Raw genomic sequence first — 22,256 nt, 5'->3', positions numbered from 1 at the left:
GTGCGCGCCCGTGAAGCGCGCGGACCGGCGAGATTCGGCGGTGCGGGCGTCAGGCGAACAATGCCAGCTGCGCGTCGCTCGCGTGCGCGGTTTCGGCTCGTGTCTCCGGTTCGGGCCGTCCGCGCGCCGTCAAACCGTGCTCCGCCAGCAGCGGAGCGACCCGCGCGCGCAGCCACGCGGAATACTCCGGCGTGACGTAGGCGCCGCGCCGGTACAGCTGGCGGTACCGGCGCAGCAGCGCCGGATGGTGCTCGGCCAGCCAGGACAGGAACCAGCCCCTGGTACTGCCGCGCAGGTGCATGGGGAACGCGACCGCCGATTGAGCACCGGCCTCGGCGATCGCGCCGAAGACCGCGTCGAGGTGGGCGCGTCCGTCGGTGAGGCAGGGGATGACCGGTGCGACCAGCACGTTGACGGCGAAGCCCGCGTCGGCGAGCGCGCGAACCAGGTCCAGGCGGGCTCGTGGTGACGGTGTGCCCGGCTCCAGGCTGTGGTGCAGATCCTCGTCCAGTATCGCGATGGACATCGCGATACTCACGGGCACCTCGCGGGCGGCCGAGGTGAGCAACGGCAGGTCCCGTCGCAGCAGGGTGCCTTTGGTGAGGATGGAGAACGGGGTGCCGGATTCGGTCAGCGCGCGAATGATGCCGGGCATCAGGCGATAGCGTCCCTCGGCGCGCTGATAGGGATCGGTGTTGGTGCCCAGCGCGACCGGCTCGCGGCGCCAGGACCGCCTGCCGAGTTCCTTGCGCAGCACCGCGGCGACATTCGTCTTCACCACGATCTGCGAATCGAAGTCCCGGCCCGCGTCCAGATCCAGATATTCGTGCGTGCCGCGCGCGAAACAGTAGCGGCAGGCGTGCGAACAACCCCGCATGGGATTGACGGTCCATCGGAACGGCACGTTCGCGCCCTCGGGCACCCGGTTCAGGGCGCTCTTGCACAGCACCTCGTGGAATGTGATGCCCTCGAACTCCGGCGTCCGTACGGTGCGCACCAGACCGGCCCGGGACAGCCCGGGCAAGGCGCCGTCCTCGGCGTCCAGGGTCTGGCTTTGCCACCGCACCCTCTCAGTCGAACATGTGTTCTAGCAGCTGTCAAGCGATCTGTTTGGTGCCGGGCGGTGTCAGCGCGGCCGGGTCGGCGAAGAAGGTGACCAGGTCTCGCACCGTGTCGTCGAGCGGGCGCGGCCGGTAGCCGAGCTCGCGCTCGGCCTTGCCGTGGTCGACCACCGGCGCGGAGATCAGCGCGCCCAGCGCCGCCTTGGAGACGATGTCGGAGTTGAACAGCTTGCCGATCGGCGCGAGCACCGGGATGACGCCGGACACGAGCTTGGGGGAGATGGCGAACCTCGGGCCGCGCTTGCCGCCATGGGTCGCGGCGACGCGGCACAGTTCGAGCATCGAGATCATCGATCCGCCGAGCAGGTAGTTCTCGCCCGTGCGGCCCTTCTCGCCCGCCAGTACCAGGCCCGCGGCGACGTCGCGCACGTCCACCAGGTCGAATCCGCCGCCGATCATGGCGGGCACGCGCCCGAGGGCCGCGTCCTTGAGCGTCCGGTTGATGCGCGAGAGCGGCTTGCTGTGGTCCAGTGGGCCGAAGACGCCGGTGGGATTGCACAGCACCGCGTCGAGTCCCTGGTCGATCACCTTGCGCAGCGCCACCTCGCCCGCCCATTTCGAGCGGTCGTAGACCGGCAGCGCCGGGTCGGTCGACCGCGGCGCGTTCTCATCGATCCGGCCGCCGCAGCTGTACTGGTCGAACGCGTGGATCGAGCTGGCGTGCACCATCCGGCGCGCGCCGACCGCCAGCGCCGCCTCGGCGACCACGCGCACGCCCTCGGTGTTCACCCGCCAGGCGAGATCGTTCTTCTCGGCCAGGGTGATCACCGCGACCAGGTGGTAGACCACCTCGGCGCCGTCCAGCGCGGCGCGCATCGACGCCGGGTCGAGCACGTCGCCACGCAGCCAGGTGACGCCGGGTGCCGCCGGCTCGGCGGGAACGGCCCGATCGATGGCCGTGACCTGGTGACCGCGCTCGGTGAGGAGGCGGAGCAGATTCGTGCCAAGGTAGCCGGCTGCGCCGGTCACTGCGACCTTCATGGGACAGAGAATATAGAACTTGTTCTAATTTGCAACACGTTCCAGTTCTGCCGGGTTTGCCCGGTGTGCGGCGCGTTCGGGCTCGAAACATGCCGGTCCGGTCCGCTATATTGAGCGCAACCGTAGCGGCCCTTGCCGATTCGGCAGGGAGCAGGCGGATCACCACAACTGCATGACGCTGATCTGTACGACGATTTGGGGGGCATCTCGATGAGTGATCTCTCGGTAGAGACCGAAGCGGTCCGGGCGTTCGCCGCCACGAACGCCGGTATCGCCGGTGATCTCGCGGGGGCGGGCAATTTCGACGCGGTGAAGAACGTTTCGGCGCTCGTCCCGGTGTTCGGCTTGATCGGGGCCGATTACCTGGCGATGTTCGCCGCGGCGCAAGTGTTGCAGGCCAAGGACATCAACGATCTGTCCGCCAAGTACGCCAAGCTCTCGGACTCGGCGTTCAGCGCGGCCGCGGCCTACGACGCGGTCGATTGGTCCAACGCGGGCGCGCTCGGGTCGATCGCGGGCCAGATCGGGGGCGCGGTATGAGACCGCTGGACAGCGGCGTCATCGCGCCGGAAGATCAGGCCGTCGCGCACGCGGCCGAACAGAACGTCGCCATCGGCCAGCAGACCGTGCTGGACGCATTGCAGCAGACACCGGCACAGGCGGTGCTCGACCTGTCGCTGCCGCAGTTGCCCGAAGATCTGCCGCCCATCGAGCCGCCCGCATTCGTGCTGTCCCGCAAGATCTCCGAGGATCAGCAGTCGGCCGCCACCGTGCCCGCCGGTCTGCCCGGACTGGGTGGTACACCGAGCGCCGAGGACGGGCACGGGATCGCGCACGATACGTCCGCGCTGCTCGGGGACACGAACGCCGCGGTCGGCCAGATCGGTGCGCCCGCGGTCGAAGCCGCGCTCGATCAGGCGAACGGCGTGCTGAACGGTGCGCTCGCCGCCGCGCCGAGCGCGATCAGCGGCGCGGTGAACCAGGCGGCGGCCGCGGCCGGATCGCTACCTGCCTTGCCCGCCGATCCGGTGGCCGCCCTGCTCCAGGGTGTCGCGGTGCCCGCGCTGCCCGGCGTCGACGTCTTGATGAAGCCGATCCTGGACCTGCTGAGCAGCTTCGGCACCGGCGTCATCGGCGCGTTCGATCCGACCGCGATCCTCAGCCAGTCCTCCAAGGTCATCGAGATGGCCATGCAGGTCGGCAAGGGCAGCATGAGCACGGTCGAGCAGCTGTGGCAGAGCCAGGCCGCGCGCAACGCACAGGCCACGAGCCAGCAGGCGAACGTGCAGGGACAGGAGACCAGCCAGCGGGGCATCGACATCTCCGAGCTCACGCAGCGTGCTGCCACGGTGGTGCAGCAGGGCAACGCGCAACTGCTCGGCATCGCGTCGTCGTTCGCCACCCAGGCGACCGCGCTCGCGCCGGTGATCCTCACTCCGCCCGCCCAGGCGACGCTGATGGCCTCGGCCACCGAACACCTCGGTCAAGCCGTCGGCGTGGTCAACGCCACCCGCGGCGACCTGGCCGGTAAGACCGCCGAGCTCAGCGGCATGGTGCAGCAGCTGGTCGCGCCGGGCGGCGGGCCCGCGCCGCAGGAGGTCGCGCAGGCGCTGGCGGAGAACGTCGGTCAGCCGATCCTGGAGCAGGCGCAGTCGACCGCGTCGGACACCGCGACCAAGGCGGCAGGCCTTGATTCCGCCACGCCGTCGACATCGACGCCCTCGACGACGCCGTCGTCGGTGCACAGCACCTCGCACAGCCCGACCACCAGCCACGGCACGCCGAGCAGCCTGCTCGGCAGCAGCCCCGGCCGTCCCGGGAGCCCGAGCGTGTCGTCGGTGCCCAAAGTCACCGGCCTGCCCGGCGCCACGGTCGCACCGATCCGGCCGGTCGCCGGCGTCCCGGGCACTTCGCTCGGTACCGGCACGCCCGCGAGCACCACACCGGCCGGATCGAGCAGCTTCATGGGCGGCCCCGGCGCCGCGGCGGGGCAGCGCGGCAACGACGAGGAACACTCGCGGACGGTGCAGCCCTACCTGAGCCCCATCGGCAACGACGACCTCACCGGCCCGCTGGGCGAGTCGACGCCGGACGTCATCGGTGCGACGCATTCGGACGAGATCATCAGCTCGGACTACGAGCAGGACCAGTTCTGACGGACGCCGGGTAGGCGACGCGCCGCACCCGGCCCGAGCGGATCAGCGCCGGGCCGGGTGACGTGCAGAGTCTCAGTTGTCCTGTGTGAACGAGTCGATCAGTTTCCGGTAGAGGTCGGCGAAGCGTTTACGCGCGGCCTGCTGCTCGGCGCCGAGCCCCTCGGTGGTGTCCGGCGAGTACACCACCAGATGCACGTCGTCCGACGGCGACTGCGGCATGAAGTCGATGATCCGGCTGCTCTGGTCGGTGGCTTTCGGCACGCCGAGGTCCACCGTGGCGAGCGCTTTGGTCTCCGCCAGCGCCGCGTTCAACACATCGGGCGGGATATGGCCGTCGATCCGCTTCGGCGGGGTCTCGGGACGGCGCTCGGCGGCCACCGCATCGGGGCTGCTCACCGCACGGCCGTCGGCGAAGATCTCCAGCTGCGGGCGCAGATCCGTCCGGGCCTGCCAACCGTCCGGAATGGTGGTCAGCGTGAACAGCGCCAGCGGCGCGGCGATCGGCGGTAGCGCACTGGGTCGATCCAGTGCCGGGTCGGCCGTGGCGGCGCCCGAGCCCACCGCGACGATCAGCGTCACAACCAGCAGAACGGCTTTCGTTACTCGCATCGATCCCATCTTCCGGTGCTGTCCGTGTCCGTCTGCGGCACAGACGAACTGCCGTAGATCATGACAGCGCGCCGACCCCTGGCGGGAGTCGGCGCGCTGTATCGATCGGATCCGGCGCTACCGCAGGCCGGACGGGTTGTTCAGGTCCGGAGCCGAGTACGTGTCGCAAGCCCTCACCTGACCGGTCTTGTAGCCGGTGAGGAACCACTTCTGCCGCTGCTCGGACGAACCGTGCGTCCACGCTTCGGGATTCACCCGGCCCTGGGCGGCACGCTGGATGCGGTCGTCGCCTACCGCGGCGGCCGCCGACAGCGCGTCGTTGACATCCTTGTCCGACAACGGTTTCAGGAACGGCTGGTTGCTGCCGGGCGCGGGCTGCTTGTCCGCGAAATGCGCCCAGATGCCCGCGTAGCAGTCGGCCTGCAATTCGGTGCGCACCGCGTCGGAGTCCGCGCCGCGTGGATCGCGCTGGGCGCGGCCGATGTCACCGAGCAGGTTCTGGATGTGATGGCCGATCTCGTGCGCCACGACGTATTCCTGCGCCAGCGGGCCGCCGCTGGAACCGAATCGATCCACCAGTTCCTGGAAGAAACTGGTGTCGAAGTACGCGGTCCGGTCGGCCGGGCAGTAGAACGGTCCCACCGCGCTGGTGGCGTTGCCGCATCCGGTCGAGGTGGCTCCGGAGAAGAGCACGACCTTCGGCTGCTGGTAGCGCTTTCCGGCCTGCTTCGGCAGTTCGGCCGACCACACCGCGTCCAGGCTCTGCGCGGTGAGCGCCACCCGGCAGTCGACGTATTTGTTGGCATCCGCCCCGGTCTTGCAATGGCTCGGCGTGCCGGCCGTGCCCGGCTGCGTCTGGCTCTGGTCCTGCGAGCCGGTGAAGTTGCCGAGGATGGATCCGGGGTCGCCGCCCAGTAGCAGCGCCAGCACCAGCACTATGAGCCCGCCCGCGCCGCCGCCGAGCGCGAGCTTGCCGCCCATGCCGGGACCGCCGGACGAAACCCGGTCGGGGTCGATCTGCATGCCCTCGTTGAAGGTCATCGTCGTCGCTTTCTCGCTCGTCCCCGGGGTCACCCAACCCTCGGTCGTCGGCGACCCCGGTTCACACTCCCTCGAATACAGCTTGGCACGGGCGCGTCGATATCGGTTTCCACTCACCGAATGTGTCTCACTACGATGGACTCGCACTTGGTCACACCGCGCCGGTGCCAGAGTCGTCGAAAGGAACCCCGTGCTGCGCACCCACTTGGCTGGTTCGCTGCGAAGCGAGCATGCCGGTCAGACCGTCACTCTCACCGGCTGGGTGGCGCGCCGGCGTGACCACGGTGGGGTGATCTTCATCGATCTGCGCGACGCGTCCGGTGTGGCCCAAGCCGTTTTCCGCGAGGGCGAACCCGCCGAGCAGGCACATCGGCTGCGTGCGGAGTACTGCGTGCGCGTCACCGGCACCGTGGAACCGCGGCCGAGCGGCAACGAGAACCCGGAACTGCCGACCGGCGCCATCGAGGTGAACGTCACCGAGCTCGAGGTGCTGAACGAGAGCGCCCCGCTGCCCTTCCAGCTGGACGAGCAGCCGGGTGAGGAAGCGCGCCTGAAGCACCGCTACCTCGATCTGCGCCGCGAGGGCCCAGCACACGCCATCCGGCTGCGGTCCAAAGTCAACGCGGCCGCCCGCGAGGTGCTCGGCCGCCACGAGTTCGTCGAGGTGGAGACCCCGACGCTGACCCGGTCGACGCCAGAGGGCGCGCGCGACTTCGTGGTGCCAGCCCGCCTGCAGCCGGGCAACTTCTACGCCCTTCCGCAGAGCCCGCAGCTGTTCAAGCAGCTGCTCATGGTCGGCGGCATCGAACGCTACTTCCAGATCGCACGGTGCTACCGCGACGAGGACTTCCGCGCCGATCGTCAGCCGGAGTTCACCCAGCTCGACATCGAGATGAGCTTCGTGCGCCAGGAGGACGTGATCCTGCTGGCCGAGGAGATCCTGGTCGCGCTGTGGAAGCTGGTCGGCTACGAGATCCAGACCCCGATCCCGCACATGACCTACGCCGAGGCCATGCGCCGGTTCGGTAGCGACAAGCCCGACCTGCGTTTCGGCGTGGAGATCACCGAGTGCACCGACTACTTCAAGGACACCCCGTTCCGGGTGTTCCAGGCGCCTTATGTCGGCGCGGTGGTCATGCCGGGCGGTGCGAGCCAGCCGCGACGCCAGCTCGACGCCTGGCAGGAATGGGCCAAGCAGCGCGGCGCCAAGGGTCTGGCGTACGTGCTGGTGAACGAGGACGGCACACTGGGCGGCCCGGTCGCGAAGAACCTCACCGAGGCCGAGCGCGACGGTTTGGCCAAGCACGTCGGCGCGGTTCCGGGTGACTGCGTGTTCTTCGCCGCGGGCGCAGCGAAGGCGCAGCGCGCGCTGCTCGGCGCGGCGCGGGTGGAGATCGCCCGCAAGGTCGGTCTCATCGATGCGGACGCCTGGTCGTTCGTGTGGATCGTGGACGCGCCGCTGTTCGAGCCGACCGTCGAGGCGACCGCTAGCGGTGACGTGGCGGTGGGCCACTCCGCCTGGACCGCGGTGCACCACGCCTTCACCTCGCCGAAGCCGGAGTCGCTGGACACCTTCGACACCGACCCGGGCTCGGCGCTGGCCTACGCCTACGACATCGTCTGCAACGGCAACGAGATCGGCGGCGGCTCGATTCGTATCCACCGTCGTGACGTGCAGGAACGGGTCTTCGACGTGATGGGCATCAGCCCGGAGGAGGCGCAGGAGCAGTTCGGCTTCCTGCTGGACGCCTTCGCCTTCGGCGCGCCGCCGCACGGCGGCATCGCCTTCGGCTGGGACCGGGTCACCGCACTGCTGGCGGGGGAGGACTCGATCCGCGAGGTCATCGCGTTCCCGAAGACCGGCGGCGGTGTCGACCCGCTGACCGACGCGCCCGCGCCGATCAGCGAGCTGCAGCGCAAAGAGGCGGGTCTGGACGTCAAGCCGGAGCAGAAGAAGGGCGAGCGCGCCGAGACCGCCTCGTAGCGGGCGCTCGCGCGAACGGTACCTTCTGGGCAGTTACGCCTGCCCGACCGCGAGGAAACCCGTTGCTGCACTTGCGCCTGATCAGCCCGCCGGATCTCACCGACGAGGTGCTCGCGGTACTCGCCGCCGATCCCGGGGTCACGCACGTGACCCTGGCCCGCGGTGCCGCGCTGGAGCCGAAGGGCGATCTCGTCCAGGCGGACGTGGCTCGTGAGGCCGCCAACGACGTGCTCGACGACTTGACCGCGCTGGGCGTCTGCCGGTCCGGCGGGATGACGCTCACGCCGGTCGAGACGGTCCTGTCGGAGGCGGGCGAGCGCGCGGTACACGAGGCGCCCGGTGATCCGAGCGACGCGGTGGTGTGGGAGGAACTGCTCGCGCAGACGCATGAGGAGTCGAGCCTCAACGCGACTTTTCTCGCGTTCCTGACGATCGCCTGCCTGCTCGCGGCCGTGGGCGTCGCGACCGATTCGCCGGTGACGATCGTCGGCGCGATGGTCGTCGGCCCGGAGTTCGGTCCGCTCGCCGCTTTCGCGGTCGCGTTGGTGCGCAGGGACTTCGGCCTCGCCCGCCGCTCGGCCCTCGCGCTCGCGGTGGGGTTTCCGGTGGCGATGGTGGTCACGTTGGTGGCCACGGTGGTGTGGGAACAGGTCGGCTGGATCACCATGGACGGGGTGAGCGGCGTCGAGCAGGTCGACTTCATCTATCAGGTGGGCCCGTTCTCCCTGGTCGTCGCGCTATTGGCGGGCGCGGCCGGCATGCTCTCGCTCGTGACGGCGAAGTCGGCCGCGCTGGTCGGCGTGTTCATCTCGGTGACCACCGTGCCCGCGGCCGGATTCGCCGTGGTCGCGGCGACCTTGGGGGAGTGGCGGGTGGCGTTCCTGTCCGCTGGCCAGCTGGCGGTGAACATGGCGGGCATCATCGTGGCCGGGATCATCGTGCTCCAGCTCCGGCCGCGCGCGGGCAGCGAGGCCGGTCCGGTGGAGCGGTTGCAGCGCTGGATCGGCATGCGCGCACCGGCCGAGAAGTGAGCGGGCCTCACCCCGCGGCGACGGTGCCTCCGGTGAGCACTCGGTAGGCATAGGTCACCGCGATCACGGAGACCGGGCCCGCGATCAGCAGGCCGAGACCGCACAGCAGCGTGCCCAGGAACGTGATCACCAGCACGGCCAGCGCGAGCAGCAGCACCTGCACTGCGTTGGCGACCACCAGCGTGAAACTGGACTTCAGCGCCTCGAATGGACCCTGGTCCTGATCGACGACGAAGTGCAACGAGAACATGCACAGCCATCCGGCGATCAGTCCGGGAAGCAAGCAGAGCGCCGCGCCGAGGAAGGTCAGCGTGAATGCCAGCAACGCGGTGAGCAACACGTTCCCCGCGTTCACGAATCGAAAGTATGCGCCGAAAGGCGGTGGGGTGCCATCGGTTTCGTACAGTGCGCCGCGCACCATCGCCGCCTGCAGCAGCCACACGCCTGCCATGACCGCCAAGAAGATCAGCAGCAGCGGCAGCATCGACGTCGGGTCGGTGAGCTGAACGACCACCACGAACGCCAAGTAGATGACGAGGCCCACCGCGGTCACCCCGAACCACGGCCCCGGATTGGCCCAGAGTCGCGCCCAGCCGTAACTGAGCGCCCGGCCCACGTCCAGTCTGCCGGGACCGGTGGAGACCTGCTGGTAGCCGTAGATCGGCTCCTGCGCGGGCGCGGGGCCGGACGGCGCCCAGCCCGGCCCGGTGCCTTGCGGTCCGTAGCTGGGGTGCCCAGCGCCCACAGGCGGCGGCGGCTCCAGCGGTTCGTTGCCGTAGTGCGCCGCGCCGGGGCCTTCGAACTGCGGATATCCGGCCGGACCCGCCATCTCGTGGCGGGCGTGGCCGGTCCCGGGGCCGGGAGCCTGCGGATTCGGGCTCTCGTGCTGCCCGGGCCTGGCCGCGAAGCGTTCGTCATCGTTCGGCAAGGGAGCGCCGCCACCTGATTGTTTGGGTGCGGAGGGCGGGATCTCGGTCATGCGTAGACCTTTCCACTCAACTGGTTTGCGGTGTGGCGCAGGGCAGTTGACGATGAGAAAACCCGACGGGTGCGGAGGTGTCAAGCGACCTGCGGCCGCCGTCCGGCCATGCCGGAGACACGCCGAGCGACGCGGAAAGGTTGTGTAACCGCTCGCTAGAAGTGACCCCATGCGAGTACTTTGAGAGGCGATGACCGCACTATTGGCCGAACGCGCCGCCGAAGTCGTGTCCGCAGCGCAACAGTTGCTCACAAAGCGAATGGGTGCTCCGGTAAAGCTGAGCGATCCGATCGAACTCAGCGGTAGTGGTAGGACGACGGTCCTACGCGTGCGTGTAGCGGAGAACGCCTTTTCATTGCCGCGAACCCTGATCATCAAACAGGTCCGCGGCGCGGCGCAGGATCGCCGGACCGGCGGCTTGGCGCCCGGGGTGGCCAGCGTCGATTCCGCGTTCCTCCGCGAGACGGTGTCCTATCAGTTCACCACCGCGTTGAGCCGGGAGCACCGGCCGGGCGCGTACCTGGTCGCGCACAGCCTTCCCGACCGTCTGCTGATCCTCAGTGACCTGGGTGAGAACTCCCTGCTCACCGCCGTGCTCCGCTCCGGGGCCGAGCCCGCGGGCCGCAACGCCCTGATGGCGTTCGCTCAGGCGCTGGGCCGGATGCATGCCGCCACCGTCGGGCGCGAGGCGGACTTCGTCGCGCTGCTGCGCCGAGTGGACGTGGTGCACCGGGTGGACGGCATCGCCCAGCAGGCCGAGTCGGCGATCGCCGAGGTGCCCGGTCTGCTCCAGCGCGAACTGGGTATCGAGGTGCCGGGCGAGATCGCCGAGCGCATCGTGCGCGGCAACCGGCTGTACTCCGCGGGCCGTTTCCGCGCGTTCAGCCCGTCGGACCTCTGCCCGGACAATGTGATCTTGAACGAGGAGGGTGCTCGCTTCCTCGACTACGAGTGGGGCGGGTTCCGCGACGCCACCTTGGACATCGCCTACGCGCTGGTGTCCTTCCCCGGCTGCCTGTGCGATGTCGAGCTCTCGCGTGAGCGCGCGCGGCAGATGGTCGAGGCCTGGCGCGCGGAGGTCGTGGGCGTGTGGCCCGCGCTGGCCGATGACGAGCAGCTGGCCGAACGCATCCTGGAAGCTCGGCTGATCTGGGTCTGGCTGTCCACTTACTGGTTCCTGCCCGCCGATCACACCCGTATCGCGGCTGCCAGGGAGCACGGGCTGTCGGTGCCGCGCTCGGCGGCGCTGATCAACCGCTGGGCCGCGCTCGCCGAAGACGCGCGGTGCACGGGTGACGACATCGTGGGAGATTTCGCCGAGGACGTATCGGCGATGCTGGAAGAACGCTGGGGCGAGTAGGCCGCGCACCCGGGGGCTGCTGCCTCCGGAGACGGCGCGCGGCCGCCCCGCGCTAGCCGAGCGGGACCTGCCGCGGCTCGATCCGTCCCCCGCTGCGCACCGCGAACGAAGCGCCGTAGCGTACATCGGAATTCGGGTCCGCCACATCCAGCAGGTAGTACCAGTCCATCTGCGCGTGGTCGGGGGTGATCTCCAGCACGCCGTAGCCGTGCGAGTCCAACTCCACATAACGCAGATGGCGGTTGACCGTCTTGATCGCTTCGGCGATCGGAGCGGAATTCGTGTGGACCATGTCGCCGATGCTGGTCGAGGTCACCGACGGCACCACGAACTCGGCGCCCGCCGTCACGCCGCCCGGGTAGCTCGCCACGTCCACGGGGAGATCGGCGGCCCACGAGGAGTGGATGTCCCCGGTCAGGAACAGCACGTCGGAAATTTGCTGATCGATGATGGCGCGGAACAGCCTGGTGCGGTCGGCGGTGTAGCCGTCCCACTGGTCGCCGTTCAGCGACGGACCGGACTGCGGGACGCCCATGGTGCTGGTGATCGCCGCCGTGGTGGCGGGCTCGAGCGGCGGGAAGACCAGCGGGGCGATCATGACCGAGTTGCCGACCAGCTTCCACCGCACCGGCGCGGAGGCCAACCCTGCGGTCAGCCATTCCATCTGCGCCTTGCCGGTGATGGTGCGCGCCGGGTCGTCGGCCTCGCGCCAGTTCGCGCCCGGCTTCGCCTCCTGGTCGCGGTAGCTGCGCAGATCGAGCATGGTGAGCTCGGCCAGGGTGCCGAAGCGCAGCCTGCGGTAGATCCGCACGTCGGCGCCGGAGCCGGACGCCCGGACCGGCATCCACTCCAGATAGGCCTGCGCGGAGGCGGCGCGCCGGTCGGCCCAGCTGCCCTCGGTGGCGGGATCGTGATTGTTCGCGCCGCCGGACCAGGAGTTGTCCGCGGATTCGTGGTCGTCCCAGGTGCAGATGAACGGCAAGGTGGCGTGCAGGCCGAGCAGATCCGGGTCGGTCTTGTACTGGGCGTGGCGGATGCGGTAGTCCGTCAAGCTGACGGTCTCGTTGGCCGGATCGTGCGGGCGTACGGCGCCGTTGCGGCCTCCGTACTTGCCGCGGCCGTACTCGTAGATGTAGTCGCCCAAGTGCACGATCGCGTCCAGGTCGGTGCGGGCGGTCAGGTGACGGTAGGCGCCGAAGTAGCCCGCCTCCCAGTTCGAGCACGACACCACGCCGAACCGAAGGCGATCCGGTGTGTCCGCCGTGGCGGGCGCGGTCTTGGTGCGGCCCACCGGAGAGGTCTGGCCCAGGGCGGTGAATCGATAGAAGTACTCGACACCGGGAGCCAGGCCGGAAACGTCGACCTTGACCGTATGGTCGGAGTCAGCCGAGGTCGTCACGGCGCCGGACGCGGCGACCGAGGCGAACCGCTCGTCCGCCGCGATCTCCCACCGCACGGTCGCCGGGTCGCCCAGGCCCGAGCCGGGCGTCGCGTCGTCGGAGACGGTCACGCGGGTCCAGACGATCACGCCGTCGGCAAGTGGGTCCCCCGAGGCCACGCCGTGCCGGAACACCGGTGTCGCGGCTTCCGCGTCACCGCCGCCCAGCACCGCGGTGGCGGTGGCGGCGGCCGCGCTGCCCTTGAAAAGAGTGCGCCGAGCGAAGCGCGCGGTGGACGAGGGATCTGAAACGGATACGTTTTCAGGCACGGGTACCGATCCCATCCGAAGTACCGGCGACACGCAACTCCGTCTGTCGCCGCGCCGGTCGAGACCGCGCGGCCGCACCGGAGACGCATCCGGGAACGGCATGTCGTGCTGTCGGTGCGCCTCGGTAACGTTCTTGTCGTGAGCGATGGTTTGTTCGACGTGCCCGGAGCCGCGGTGCCTCCGGAGCATTCGATCGACACCGTGGTGCGCCGGGACGCGGGTGCGCCGCTGGCCGTGCGCATGCGCCCGGCCACGCTGGAGGAAGTGGTCGGACAGCAACATCTGCTCGGTCCCGGTTCGCCGCTGCGCAGGCTGATCGAGGGTTCGGGCGCCGCGTCGGTATTGCTGTACGGCCCGCCCGGCACCGGCAAGACCACGCTCGCCTCGCTCCTGTCCCAGGCCACCGGCCGCCGGTTCGAAGCGTTGTCGGCGCTCTCGGCCGGGGTCAAAGAGGTGCGCGCGGTCATCGATGTGGCGCGGCGCAGGTTGGCTACGGGCGAGCAGACCGTGCTGTTCATCGACGAGGTCCACCGCTTCTCCAAGACCCAGCAGGACGCCCTGCTCGCCGCGGTGGAGAACCGCATCGTCCTGCTCGTCGGCGCGACGACCGAGAACCCGTCGTTCTCGGTGGTGTCGCCGCTGCTGTCGCGCTCACTGGTGCTGCAACTGCGGTCGCTCACGGAAACCGACATCCGCGAGGTGCTCGCCCGCGCGATCACCGATCCACGCGGGCTCGACGGCGCGTATACGGTGACCGAGGCCGCGCTCGACCACATCGTCCGGATCGCGGGCGGTGACGCCCGCCGCGCGTTGACCGCTCTGGAAGCGTCGGCGGAGTCCTCGCTCGACGGCACCGTCGACGTGGACCTGGTCGAAGCCAGCGTGGACAAGGCCGCCGTCCGGTACGACCGCGCCGGCGACCAGCACTACGACGTGATCAGCGCGTTCATCAAGTCCATCCGCGGTTCGGACGTCGACGCCGCGCTGCACTACCTGGCGCGCATGCTGAGCGCGGGGGAGGACCCGCGCTTCATCGCCCGGCGGCTGATGATCCACGCGAGCGAGGACATCGGCATGGCCGACCCGATGGCGTTGCAGACAGCGACCGCCGCCGCGCAGGTCGTGCAGCTGGTCGGTCTGCCGGAAGGACGCCTCGCGCTCGCCCAAGCCACCATCCACCTGGCCACGGCCCCGAAGTCCGGCGCCGTCGTGGCCGCGATCGGCGCCGCCATGGCCGACGTCGCGGCGGGCAAGGCGGGCCCGGTTCCGCCCCACCTGCGCGACGGTCACTACCCCGGCGCGGCGGCGCTCGGCAACGCGCAGGGCTACAAGTACCCGCACGACGACAAGGACGGCGTGCTCGGCCAGCAGTACCCGCCCGACGAGCTGGTCGGCGTCGACTACTACCACCCCACCGACCACGGCCACGAACGCGAGATCGGCCCCAGGGTCGACAAGCTGCGCCGCATCGTCCGAGGCTGACCGCCGCCGGGACGCACCAGGCTCCCGAGTCGATGAATATTCGCGTGCGCGGCACCGGTAGGCTGGGTATTCGTGCAGACCCACGAGATTCGACGGCGTTTCCTGGACCATTTCCTCCGTGCCGGCCATACCGAGGTGCCGAGTGCCTCGCTGATCCTGGCCGACCCGAACCTGCTGTTCGTCAACGCGGGCATGGTCCAGTTCAAGCCGTACTTCCTGGGTCAGGAGGCGCCGCCCTACCCGCGGGCGACCAGCGTGCAGAAATGCGTGCGAACCGGCGATATCGAAGAGGTCGGCGTCACCACGCGGCACAACACCTTCTTCCAGATGGCGGGCAACTTCTCCTTCGGTGATTACTTCAAGGAGGGGGCGATCACCCTCGCCTGGGAGCTGATCTCCAAGCCGCAGGACGACGGCGGTTACGGGTTCGATCCCGAGCGGATCTGGGTGACCGTGTACCAGGACGACCCGGAGGCCGCCGAGATCTGGAAGCGGGTCGCGGGGATCCCCGAGGAGCGCATCCAGTTCCGCGACGGCAAGGACAACTACTGGGACATGGGCGTGCCCGGCCCCGGCGGACCCTGCTCGGAGATCTACTACGACCGCGGCCCCGAGTACGGCCGCGACGGCGGGCCGGTCGCCGACGAGGACCGCTACCTCGAGATCTGGAACCTCGTGTTCATGCAGGACATCCGCGGTGAGTTGAGCCCCAAACTCGGGCACTCGCCGGTCGGGTCGCTGCCGAAGAAGAACATCGACACCGGCATGGGGGTCGAGCGCATCGCGCTGCTGCTGCAGGGCGTGGACAACGTCTACGAGACCGACCTGCTGCGCCCGATCATCGACAAGGCCGAGGAACTGACCGGACGCTCCTACGGCGTCCAGCACGAGGACGACGTCCGCTTCCGCGTGATCGCCGACCATGCTCGCACCGCCGCCATGCTGATCGCCGACGGCGTGAACCCGGGCAACGACGGCCGCGGGTACGTGCTGCGCCGCCTGCTGCGCCGCATCGTGCGCTCGGCCCGCCTGCTCGGCGCCGAGAAGCCGGTGATGAGCGAGTTCATGAAGGTCGTCAGCGACCTGATGGCCCCGTCCTACCCGGAGCTGGCCACCGACTTCCGCCGCATCGAGACCGTCGCGGTCGGCGAGGAGACGGCGTTCCTGAAGACGCTGAACACGGGCTCCACCCTGTTCGACAACACCGCCGCCGCGGTGAAGGCCCACGGCGGCAGCACGATCGCCGGGTCCGACGCGTTCACCCTGCACGACACCTACGGCTTCCCGATCGATCTGACGCTGGAGATGGCCGCGGAGGCCGGGCTGTCGGTCGACGAAGAGGGCTTCCGCTCGCTCATGTCCGAGCAGCGTCAGCGGGCCAAGGAGGACGCGCAGGCGCGCAAGCACGCCCACGCCGACCTCACGATCTACAAGGAACTGGTCGACCGCGGCGCCACCGAGTTCACCGGCTTCGACGAGCTCACCTCCGAGGCCACCGTGCTCGCCCTGATCGCCGACGGCGTGCGGGTGCCGACGGCGACCGTGGGGCAGGACGTCGAGGTCATCCTGGACCGCAGCCCGCTCTACGCCGAGGCGGGCGGCCAGATCGCCGACCGCGGCTCCATCACCGCCTCGTCGGGATTGAAGCTGCGCGTGAACGACGTGCAGAAGATCGCCAAGAAGCTGTGGGTGCACAAGACCACGGTGGAGCACGGCCAGATCACCGAGGGCGACGTCGTGCTGGCGCAGGCCGACCCGTCCTGGCGGCGGGGTGCCACGCAGGGCCATTCCGGTACGCACATGGTGCATGCCGCCCTCCGGCAGGTGCTCGGCCCGAACGCCGTGCAGGCCGGTTCGCTGAACAAGCCGGGCTACCTGCGTTTCGACTTCAACTGGCAGGGCCAGCTGTCCGAGCAGCAGAAAGCCGACATCGAGGCCGTCTCCAACGACGCGGTCGGCGCCGACTTCCCGGTGAACACCTTCGTCACCGATCTGCCGAAGGCCAAGCAGATGGGCGCGCTGGCCTTGTTCGGCGAGAACTACGGCAACGAAGTGCGCGTGGTGGAGATCGGCGGCCCGTTCTCGATGGAGCTGTGCGGTGGCACGCACGTACAGCATTCCTCGCAGATCGGCCCGATCACGGTGCTCGGCGAGTCGTCGGTCGGCTCCGGCGTGCGTCGCGTGGAGGCGTTCGTCGGCTTGGATTCCTACGCGTACCTGGCCAAGGAGCGCGCGCTGCTGGCCGGTGTCGCCTCCGCGCTCAAGGTGCCCTCCGACGAGGTGCCCGCTCGCGTCGAGCAGCTGGTGGAGCGGCTCAAGGTGGCCGAGAAGGAGCTCGAGCGCACGAAGATGGCCGCCGTGCTGTCCTCGGCGGGCGAGTTCGTCGAGAAGGCCGAGCGGATCGGCCGGCTGCTGCTGGTCGCCGTGGCCGCGCCGGAGGGCGTGTCCGCGGGCGATCTGCGCACGCTGGCCACCGACATCCGCGGCCGGTTCGGCAGCGAGCCCGCCGTGGTGGTACTGCTCGGCAACGCCGACGGCAAGGTGCCGTTCGTGGTCGCGGTGAACAAGCCCGCTCAGGAGCTCGGCATCAAGGCGGGCGATCTGGTCGGTAGCTTCGGCCCGAGTATCGCGGGACGAGGCGGCGGCAAGCCGGAGATGGCGCAGGGCGCGGGCTCGGACCCGTCCGGCATTCCGGCCGGCCTGACCGCGGTCCGCGCGCGGGTGGCCGAACTCGCCGGGTGATGGGCGGCCCAGCGGAACCGGAGCGGTCGGCGCCCCGCGGCGCCGACCGGCCGCATCCGGCCACCGACCCCGGTCGGGGCAGGCGGATCGGGGTCGACGTCGGCAGTGTCCGGATCGGGGTCGCCGCGAGCGATCCCGACGGCATCCTCGCCACCCCGGTGGAGACCGTGCCGCGCGCGAAACCGTCCCGGCGATCGGCTGCCGCACCCGATATCGAAAGAATTGCCGAAATTGTGCGGGAGTACGAGGCAGTCGAGGTAATCGTCGGATTGCCGCGAACATTACGCGGGGAGAAAGGCACTGCGGCTACGCTGGCCAGCGCATTCGCTGAGCGATTGCGGGCTGCTGTCGGGCCGGTGCCGGTCCGGCTTTCCGACGAACGTTTGACTACGGTGTCAGCTGCACGTGCATTGCGGGACAGTGGAGTTCGCGCGCGTGGCCAGCGGCAGATGATCGATCAGGCGGCGGCCGTGTCGATCCTGCAAGGATGGTTGGACGAACGGAGTGCGGTGTTGAGGTCGGTGGAAGCGGGACGTCCTGCGTCGTCCGGGGACGATGCATGACGGATCGGTGGGCGCGGGCCGAGGAACTGTTCCGACAGCGCGAAGCTGATCGGCGTTACCGGAGAGACGACCGGGCCTGGGGCGAGTACGACGGCGACCGGTACGACGACTACGACGACGACACGACCGTCATCCCCCGCTACGTCGACGACGAGGAAGAGCCGGAGCCCGCGCCGCCGCCACCGGCCCAACGGCGTGGCGGACAGCGCCCCAGGACGACGCGTGTCGAGGAGCCGCGCCGCTCGAAGCGCGCGGAGTCGAAACGTGCCCGGCCCGAGCGCTCCGGCCGCTCGCAGCGCGGCAAGCGATCCAGGGTCGCCTCTCGCAAAGCCGCCGAGCGCAAGAAGCGCCGCCGCAACCTATGGTTCGTCGCGGGTGTCTTCATCCTTCTCTTCGCCGGCGCCGTGATCTTCGCCGGGATGAAGCTGGTCGCCAGTATGGCTCCGCCGAAAGACTTCGCGGGACCAGGGGGACCGCTGGTGGTGGTGCAGGTGCATCCGGGCGACACCTCCCAGCAGATCGCGTCGACGATGGTCGAGCGCGGCGTCGTGGCGAGCTCGGGCGCGTTCTTCCAAGCGGCCGTGCGCAATTCGAACATGAACACGGTGCAGCCCGGCTTCTACGCGATCCCCAGCCAGAGCCCCGCCGCCGAGGCGGTGTCGGCGCTGGTGAGCAAGTCCTCGCGGGTCGGCAATCTGGTCGTCTCCGAGGGACGGCTGCTGCACGACCAACACGACATGAGCACCGGCGGGCGGTACGACGGCATCTACCGCAAGATCGCGGAGGCCAGCTGCATCGGCACGGGCACCAATCAGAAGTGCGTGAGCTACGAACAGCTCGATGCCGCGGGCGCGAGCCTGGACCTGGCCGCGCTCGGAGTGCCGGCATGGGCGATCCAGGGTGTCAAGGACTGCCCGGACCGGACACGGCAGCTGGAGGGCCTGATCGCCGCGGGCACATGGGATTTCGATCCGAGCGGGACGCCTGCGGAGATCCTGCGGCAATTGGTGACCGCGAGTGCCAAGAGCTATGAGTCCACCGGACTGCTGCAGTCCGGCGCCGACACGAAACTGACGCCGTACCAGACGCTGGTCGCCGCCTCGCTGGTGGAACGCGAGGCGAAGCCCCAGGACATGGGCAAGGTGGCACGGGTGATCGTGAACCGGCTGCGGGTCGATCAGATGCTGCAGTTCGACTCGACGGTGAACTACACCCTGGATCGCACCGAGGTGGCGACCACCGACGCCGACCGCGCCCAGGAAACCGCCTGGAACACCTATGCGATGCGTGGCCTGCCCAAGACTCCGATCGCCGCGCCGTCGTTGAACGCTCTGCGTGCCATGGAGAATCCGGAGCAGGGGCCGTGGCTGTACTTCGTCACCGTCGACAAGCAGGGCACCACCCTGTTCACCGACGACTATCAGGAGCATCTGCGCCTGATCGCACGGGCGCAGCGCAGCGGCATCCTCGACAGTTCCAAGGACAGCGGTGGCCGGTAATCGCAAGGCGGCGGTGCTCGGGAAGCCGATCGCGCACTCGCGATCGCCACAGCTGCACTTGGCCGCGTACCGCGCGCTCGGATTGGATTGGAGCTACGAGCGCATCGAATGCTCGGCGGAGCAGCTGCCCGGGCTGGTCGACGGGCTCGGGCCGGAATGGGTCGGGCTTTCGGTGACCATGCCCGGCAAGGAAGCGGCACTGGCCTACGCCGATGAGCGCACCGACCGGGCCGTGTTGGTCGGATCGGCCAACACCTTGGTCCGCCGCGACGCGGGCTGGCTGGCCGACTGCACCGACGTGGACGGTGTGCTCGGAGCGCTCCGCGGCGGTGGTGTCACCGACCTGACCGAGGGCGTGGTGCTGGGGGCGGGCGGCACCGCGCGGCCCGCCCTGCTGGCGTTGTCGGAGCTGGGCGCGAAGTCGGTGACCGTGGTCGCCCGGGACGCCGGGCGGGCGCGCGGCGCGCTGGAACTCGCCGAGCGGCTGGGGATGATCGCGTCGCTGGCCGGTTTCGATGCCGGGGCGCTGCGTACGATCTGCGCGGCCGCGGGAGCCGTGGTGAGCACCATTCCCGCCACGGCGGCGGCGGTGGTCGCCCCCGCGGTAGCCGAGGCGCCGGTGGTGCTCGACGCGATCTACAACCCCTGGCCCACCCCGCTGGCCGAGGCGGTGGCCCGGTCCGGGCACACGGTGGTCAGTGGTCTGCAGATGCTGCTGAACCAGGCGTATGGGCAGGTCGAGCTGTTCACCGGGCAGGCAGCGCCGCGCGCGGAGATGGCGGCGGCGCTGGACGAGGGGCGTCGATAGCCTTCTCACCAGCGGTGCGTCTCTGCTCTTTCCGCTGTCGTGATCGCCGGTTATGCTGTCCTCCAACGCGTTTCAACGGGAGGGGTAGCGTTGTGTTGATTCGACTCGGAGTCACCGTCGCGATGGGGATCGCGGCATCCGCGTTCGTCTTCGCCGGACAGTCGGCGGCGAAAGCCGATGGCTGCGCATCGGCGCAGCCGACTTGGGGGTTCCAGTGCGTGGCCGCGGCGTCGAACGTCGCGCTGGCGAACTGCATGAAAGAGGCGCCGCTGTGGCACAAGGACGGGAAGTGCATTCAGCGGAACGACGGTAGCGGTAGGTACGACCTCTGGATTCCATCCAACTGAGACACGCAGGGCCGTAGTCGCTGCCGAGAAACACGGCTATGGTGTTTCGCATGAATGCTTGGTTGTTGCGGGCCGTCGTGCTCGGCGCGCTGGTGGTGGCGTTGCGTGCCGGGCTCGGGTTCGCGATGGTGTACTGGCCGACACACGGGGCACTGATGCGCATCCTGTGCCTGGTCGTGCTGGTCGCGGCCATCGCGGCCTGGGGTGTGCTGGACGGTCGCAGGGACCGCGTCGAGAGCGGGGACGCCGAACGCGGCGCCGATCTGACCATGATGTGGCTGAAGGCCGCCGTTGTGGGTGGTGTCGGCAGCGGCCTGGCGTCCTGGATCCTGGACTGGGCTCCCCGGTTCGATCTCGGTGACAACGGCCTGCTGTTCGAACTCACGGCGGGCGCGGCGTTCATCATCCTGCTGATCTTCGTGCCCGCGCTGATCGGTGTCGGCGTCGGCCGGATGCTGGCCGAGCGGCAGAACGGCAAGGGGCGCTCCACCCCGCCGTCGCTGTACTCCGCCGCGGGCAGCGCGATCTGATTCCACGAGAAAACGGCGCGCCCGCAGCGGGCGCGCCGTTTTCGTCTCTCGCGGCCGCCGCGGGCTAGAGCAGCACCGCGCCGCCGCTCGGACTGTCCTCCCGCGCGATCGCCGAGTAAGCGGCGGCCAGCAGGGCGGGATCGGGTCCTTCCAAGCGTCCGGGTTTGGCCAGGCCGTCGAGCACGACGAAGCGCAGCACGCCGGAGCGGGTCTTCTTGTCCGTCTGCATGGCGTCCAGCAGCTGAGGCAGCGCGTCGGCGTCGTAGCTGGTCGGCAGGCCGACGGCGGACAGGATCGCGCGATGACGGTCGGCGGTGGCGTCATCGAGACGACCCGCGAGACGACCGAGCTCGGCGGCGAACACCAGTCCGACGGAGACCGCGGCGCCGTGCCGCCACCGGTAACGCTCCCGCCGTTCGATCGCGTGCCCCAGGGTGTGACCGTAGTTCAGGATCTCGCGGAGGCTGGATTCCTTCAGATCGGCGGCGACGACGTCGGCTTTCACCTGGATCGCGCGACGGATCAGCTCTGGCAGCACCTCGCCGGACGGGTCGAGGGCGGCCTCCGGGTCGCGCTCCACCAGCTCCAGGATCACCGGGTCGGCGATGAAACCGGCTTTGATGATCTCCGCCATGCCCGCGACGATCTCGTTGCGCGGCACCGTCTCCAGGGTGGCCAGGTCGACCAGCACGGCGGCCGGCTCGTGGAAGCAGCCGACGAGATTCTTGCCCGCCTCGGTGTTGATGCCGGTCTTGCCGCCGACCGCCGCATCGACCATCGCCAGCAGCGTGGTCGGCACGTGCACGATCCGCACCCCGCGCATCCAGGTGGCGGCGACGAAACCGGCCAGATCGGTCGCCGCGCCGCCGCCGAGGCTGACCACGACGTCGTTGCGGGTCAGGCCGATACGCCCCAGCACCTCCCAGCAGAAGCCGGCGACCGCGAGTTCCTTGCCCGCCTCGGCGTCCGGGATCTCGATCCGGTGCGCGTCGATACCGGTGTCGGCCAGCGCCTTTCGCACCACTTCGGCGGTCTCGGTGAGCGGCGGCTGATGGAAGACGGCCACGGTGCGCACACCTTTGGTCGCGCTGTGGACGGACTCGACGAGTTCGCCGAGCAACCCGCGGCCGATGATCACCTGGTACGGGTCGGCGGTCCGGACTTCGAGACGACTCGGCTCTGTCACGTGGCTTGCTCCGATTCTGTTGTTGCTGTTGTCGACTGCTGCCGCGCCCGGGAGCGGGCGCGGCGTGCGCGGGCGCGCCGGGATCGGCTGCCCGCCGCCGTCTCCCCGTTGCCCACCCCGCCCTCGGCG

The 22,256-nt window shown here is 69.6% G+C and carries 19 protein-coding genes; 12 read left to right on the top strand and 7 right to left on the bottom strand.

The features are described 5' to 3' along the window. Positions 1-49 precede the first annotated feature (49 nt). Positions 50-1,066 carry an Rv2578c family radical SAM protein gene (locus tag ACWESM_RS00415; protein ID WP_364425863.1) on the bottom strand — a complete coding sequence of 339 codons (1,017 nt, stop codon included), beginning with the start codon at positions 1,064-1,066 and terminating at the stop codon, positions 50-52. 31 nt (positions 1,067-1,097) lie between these two features. Then, the gene (locus ACWESM_RS00410) at positions 1,098-2,102 is read right to left on the bottom strand and encodes an NAD-dependent epimerase/dehydratase family protein (protein ID WP_355070549.1); all 1,005 of its coding nucleotides are present in this window, start codon (positions 2,100-2,102) and stop codon (positions 1,098-1,100) included. Positions 2,103-2,312: 210 nt separating this feature from the next. Between ACWESM_RS00410 and ACWESM_RS00405 the strand changes: the two genes are divergently transcribed. After that, a complete protein-coding gene (locus tag ACWESM_RS00405; RefSeq protein ID WP_040867626.1) occupies positions 2,313-2,642 on the top strand; it encodes a type VII secretion target in 330 nt (109 codons plus the stop codon). Beyond that, on the top strand, positions 2,639-4,258 hold the full coding sequence (locus ACWESM_RS00400; RefSeq protein WP_452490538.1) for a hypothetical protein: 1,620 nt from the start codon (positions 2,639-2,641) through the stop codon (positions 4,256-4,258). The genes ACWESM_RS00405 and ACWESM_RS00400 overlap by 4 nt, the downstream gene beginning before the upstream one ends. A 72-nt stretch (positions 4,259-4,330) precedes the next feature. Here the strand turns inward: ACWESM_RS00400 and ACWESM_RS00395 are convergent, their stop codons facing one another. Then, on the bottom strand, positions 4,331-4,867 hold the full coding sequence (locus tag ACWESM_RS00395) for a hypothetical protein (RefSeq protein ID WP_355070554.1): 537 nt from the start codon (positions 4,865-4,867) through the stop codon (positions 4,331-4,333). Positions 4,868-4,984: 117 nt separating this feature from the next. After that, positions 4,985-5,908, bottom strand: a complete 924-nt coding sequence (gene ypfJ / locus ACWESM_RS00390) for a KPN_02809 family neutral zinc metallopeptidase (RefSeq protein WP_355070556.1) — start codon at positions 5,906-5,908, stop codon at positions 4,985-4,987. A 190-nt stretch (positions 5,909-6,098) separates the two neighbouring features. Between ypfJ and aspS the strand changes: the two genes are divergently transcribed. Both aspS and ACWESM_RS00380 read left to right on the top strand, forming a co-directional pair. Next, positions 6,099-7,892, top strand: a complete 1,794-nt coding sequence (gene aspS / locus ACWESM_RS00385) for an aspartate--tRNA ligase (RefSeq protein WP_364425857.1) — start codon at positions 6,099-6,101, stop codon at positions 7,890-7,892. 62 nt (positions 7,893-7,954) lie between these two features. Further along, the gene (locus tag ACWESM_RS00380) at positions 7,955-8,923 is read left to right on the top strand and encodes a DUF389 domain-containing protein (protein WP_355070560.1); all 969 of its coding nucleotides are present in this window, start codon (positions 7,955-7,957) and stop codon (positions 8,921-8,923) included. 7 nt (positions 8,924-8,930) lie between these two features. On the opposite strand, the gene ACWESM_RS00375 is transcribed toward ACWESM_RS00380, so the two are convergent. After that, positions 8,931-9,902 (bottom strand): hypothetical protein, encoded by a 972-nt coding sequence (locus ACWESM_RS00375; RefSeq protein ID WP_397275875.1) that lies wholly within the window; start codon positions 9,900-9,902, stop codon positions 8,931-8,933. 190 nt (positions 9,903-10,092) lie between these two features. On the opposite strand from ACWESM_RS00375, the gene ACWESM_RS00370 reads away from it, so the two are divergent. Next, entirely contained in the window at positions 10,093-11,262 is a 1,170-nt protein-coding gene (locus ACWESM_RS00370) for a phosphotransferase family protein (protein ID WP_452490534.1), read from the top strand. Positions 11,263-11,314: 52 nt separating this feature from the next. Here ACWESM_RS00370 and ACWESM_RS00365 read toward each other — a convergent pair whose 3' ends face one another. Further along, on the bottom strand, positions 11,315-12,985 hold the full coding sequence (locus tag ACWESM_RS00365) for an alkaline phosphatase D family protein (protein ID WP_355070566.1): 1,671 nt from the start codon (positions 12,983-12,985) through the stop codon (positions 11,315-11,317). Between the two features lie 123 nt (positions 12,986-13,108). Here ACWESM_RS00365 and ACWESM_RS00360 point away from each other — a divergent pair, with 123 nt between their 5' ends. The 7 genes from ACWESM_RS00360 (at position 13,109) to ACWESM_RS00330 (ending at position 20,941) form a co-directional block, all read left to right on the top strand. Beyond that, positions 13,109-14,452, top strand: coding sequence for a replication-associated recombination protein A (locus ACWESM_RS00360; protein WP_355070568.1), 1,344 nt, complete (start codon positions 13,109-13,111; stop codon positions 14,450-14,452). Between the two features lie 72 nt (positions 14,453-14,524). After that, positions 14,525-17,194, top strand: a complete 2,670-nt coding sequence (alaS, locus tag ACWESM_RS00355; RefSeq protein WP_364425850.1) for an alanine--tRNA ligase — start codon at positions 14,525-14,527, stop codon at positions 17,192-17,194. Next, positions 17,194-17,757, top strand: a complete 564-nt coding sequence (gene ruvX / locus ACWESM_RS00350) for a Holliday junction resolvase RuvX (RefSeq protein WP_364425848.1) — start codon at positions 17,194-17,196, stop codon at positions 17,755-17,757. The genes alaS and ruvX overlap by 1 nt, the downstream gene beginning before the upstream one ends. Beyond that, positions 17,754-19,256 carry an endolytic transglycosylase MltG gene (gene mltG, locus ACWESM_RS00345; RefSeq protein WP_452490530.1) on the top strand — a complete coding sequence of 501 codons (1,503 nt, stop codon included), beginning with the start codon at positions 17,754-17,756 and terminating at the stop codon, positions 19,254-19,256. The genes ruvX and mltG overlap by 4 nt, the downstream gene beginning before the upstream one ends. Next, positions 19,246-20,064 carry a shikimate dehydrogenase gene (locus ACWESM_RS00340; protein ID WP_379250993.1) on the top strand — a complete coding sequence of 273 codons (819 nt, stop codon included), beginning with the start codon at positions 19,246-19,248 and terminating at the stop codon, positions 20,062-20,064. The genes mltG and ACWESM_RS00340 overlap by 11 nt, the downstream gene beginning before the upstream one ends. 92 nt (positions 20,065-20,156) lie before the next feature. Next, entirely contained in the window at positions 20,157-20,411 is a 255-nt protein-coding gene (locus tag ACWESM_RS00335; protein ID WP_452490528.1) for a hypothetical protein, read from the top strand. A gap of 50 nt (positions 20,412-20,461) precedes the next feature. Further along, entirely contained in the window at positions 20,462-20,941 is a 480-nt protein-coding gene (locus ACWESM_RS00330) for a B-4DMT family transporter (RefSeq protein ID WP_355070582.1), read from the top strand. Between the two features lie 64 nt (positions 20,942-21,005). Here the strand turns inward: ACWESM_RS00330 and aroB are convergent, their stop codons facing one another. Next, a complete protein-coding gene (gene aroB, locus ACWESM_RS00325) occupies positions 21,006-22,127 on the bottom strand; it encodes a 3-dehydroquinate synthase (protein WP_355070584.1) in 1,122 nt (373 codons plus the stop codon). Between the last annotated feature and the right edge of the window lie 129 nt (positions 22,128-22,256).

This window comes from Nocardia sp. NPDC003999 (assembly GCF_053604885.1).
Note: the sequence above shows the minus strand (reverse complement) of the source record. Positions and strands in the feature narration are given on the sequence as shown.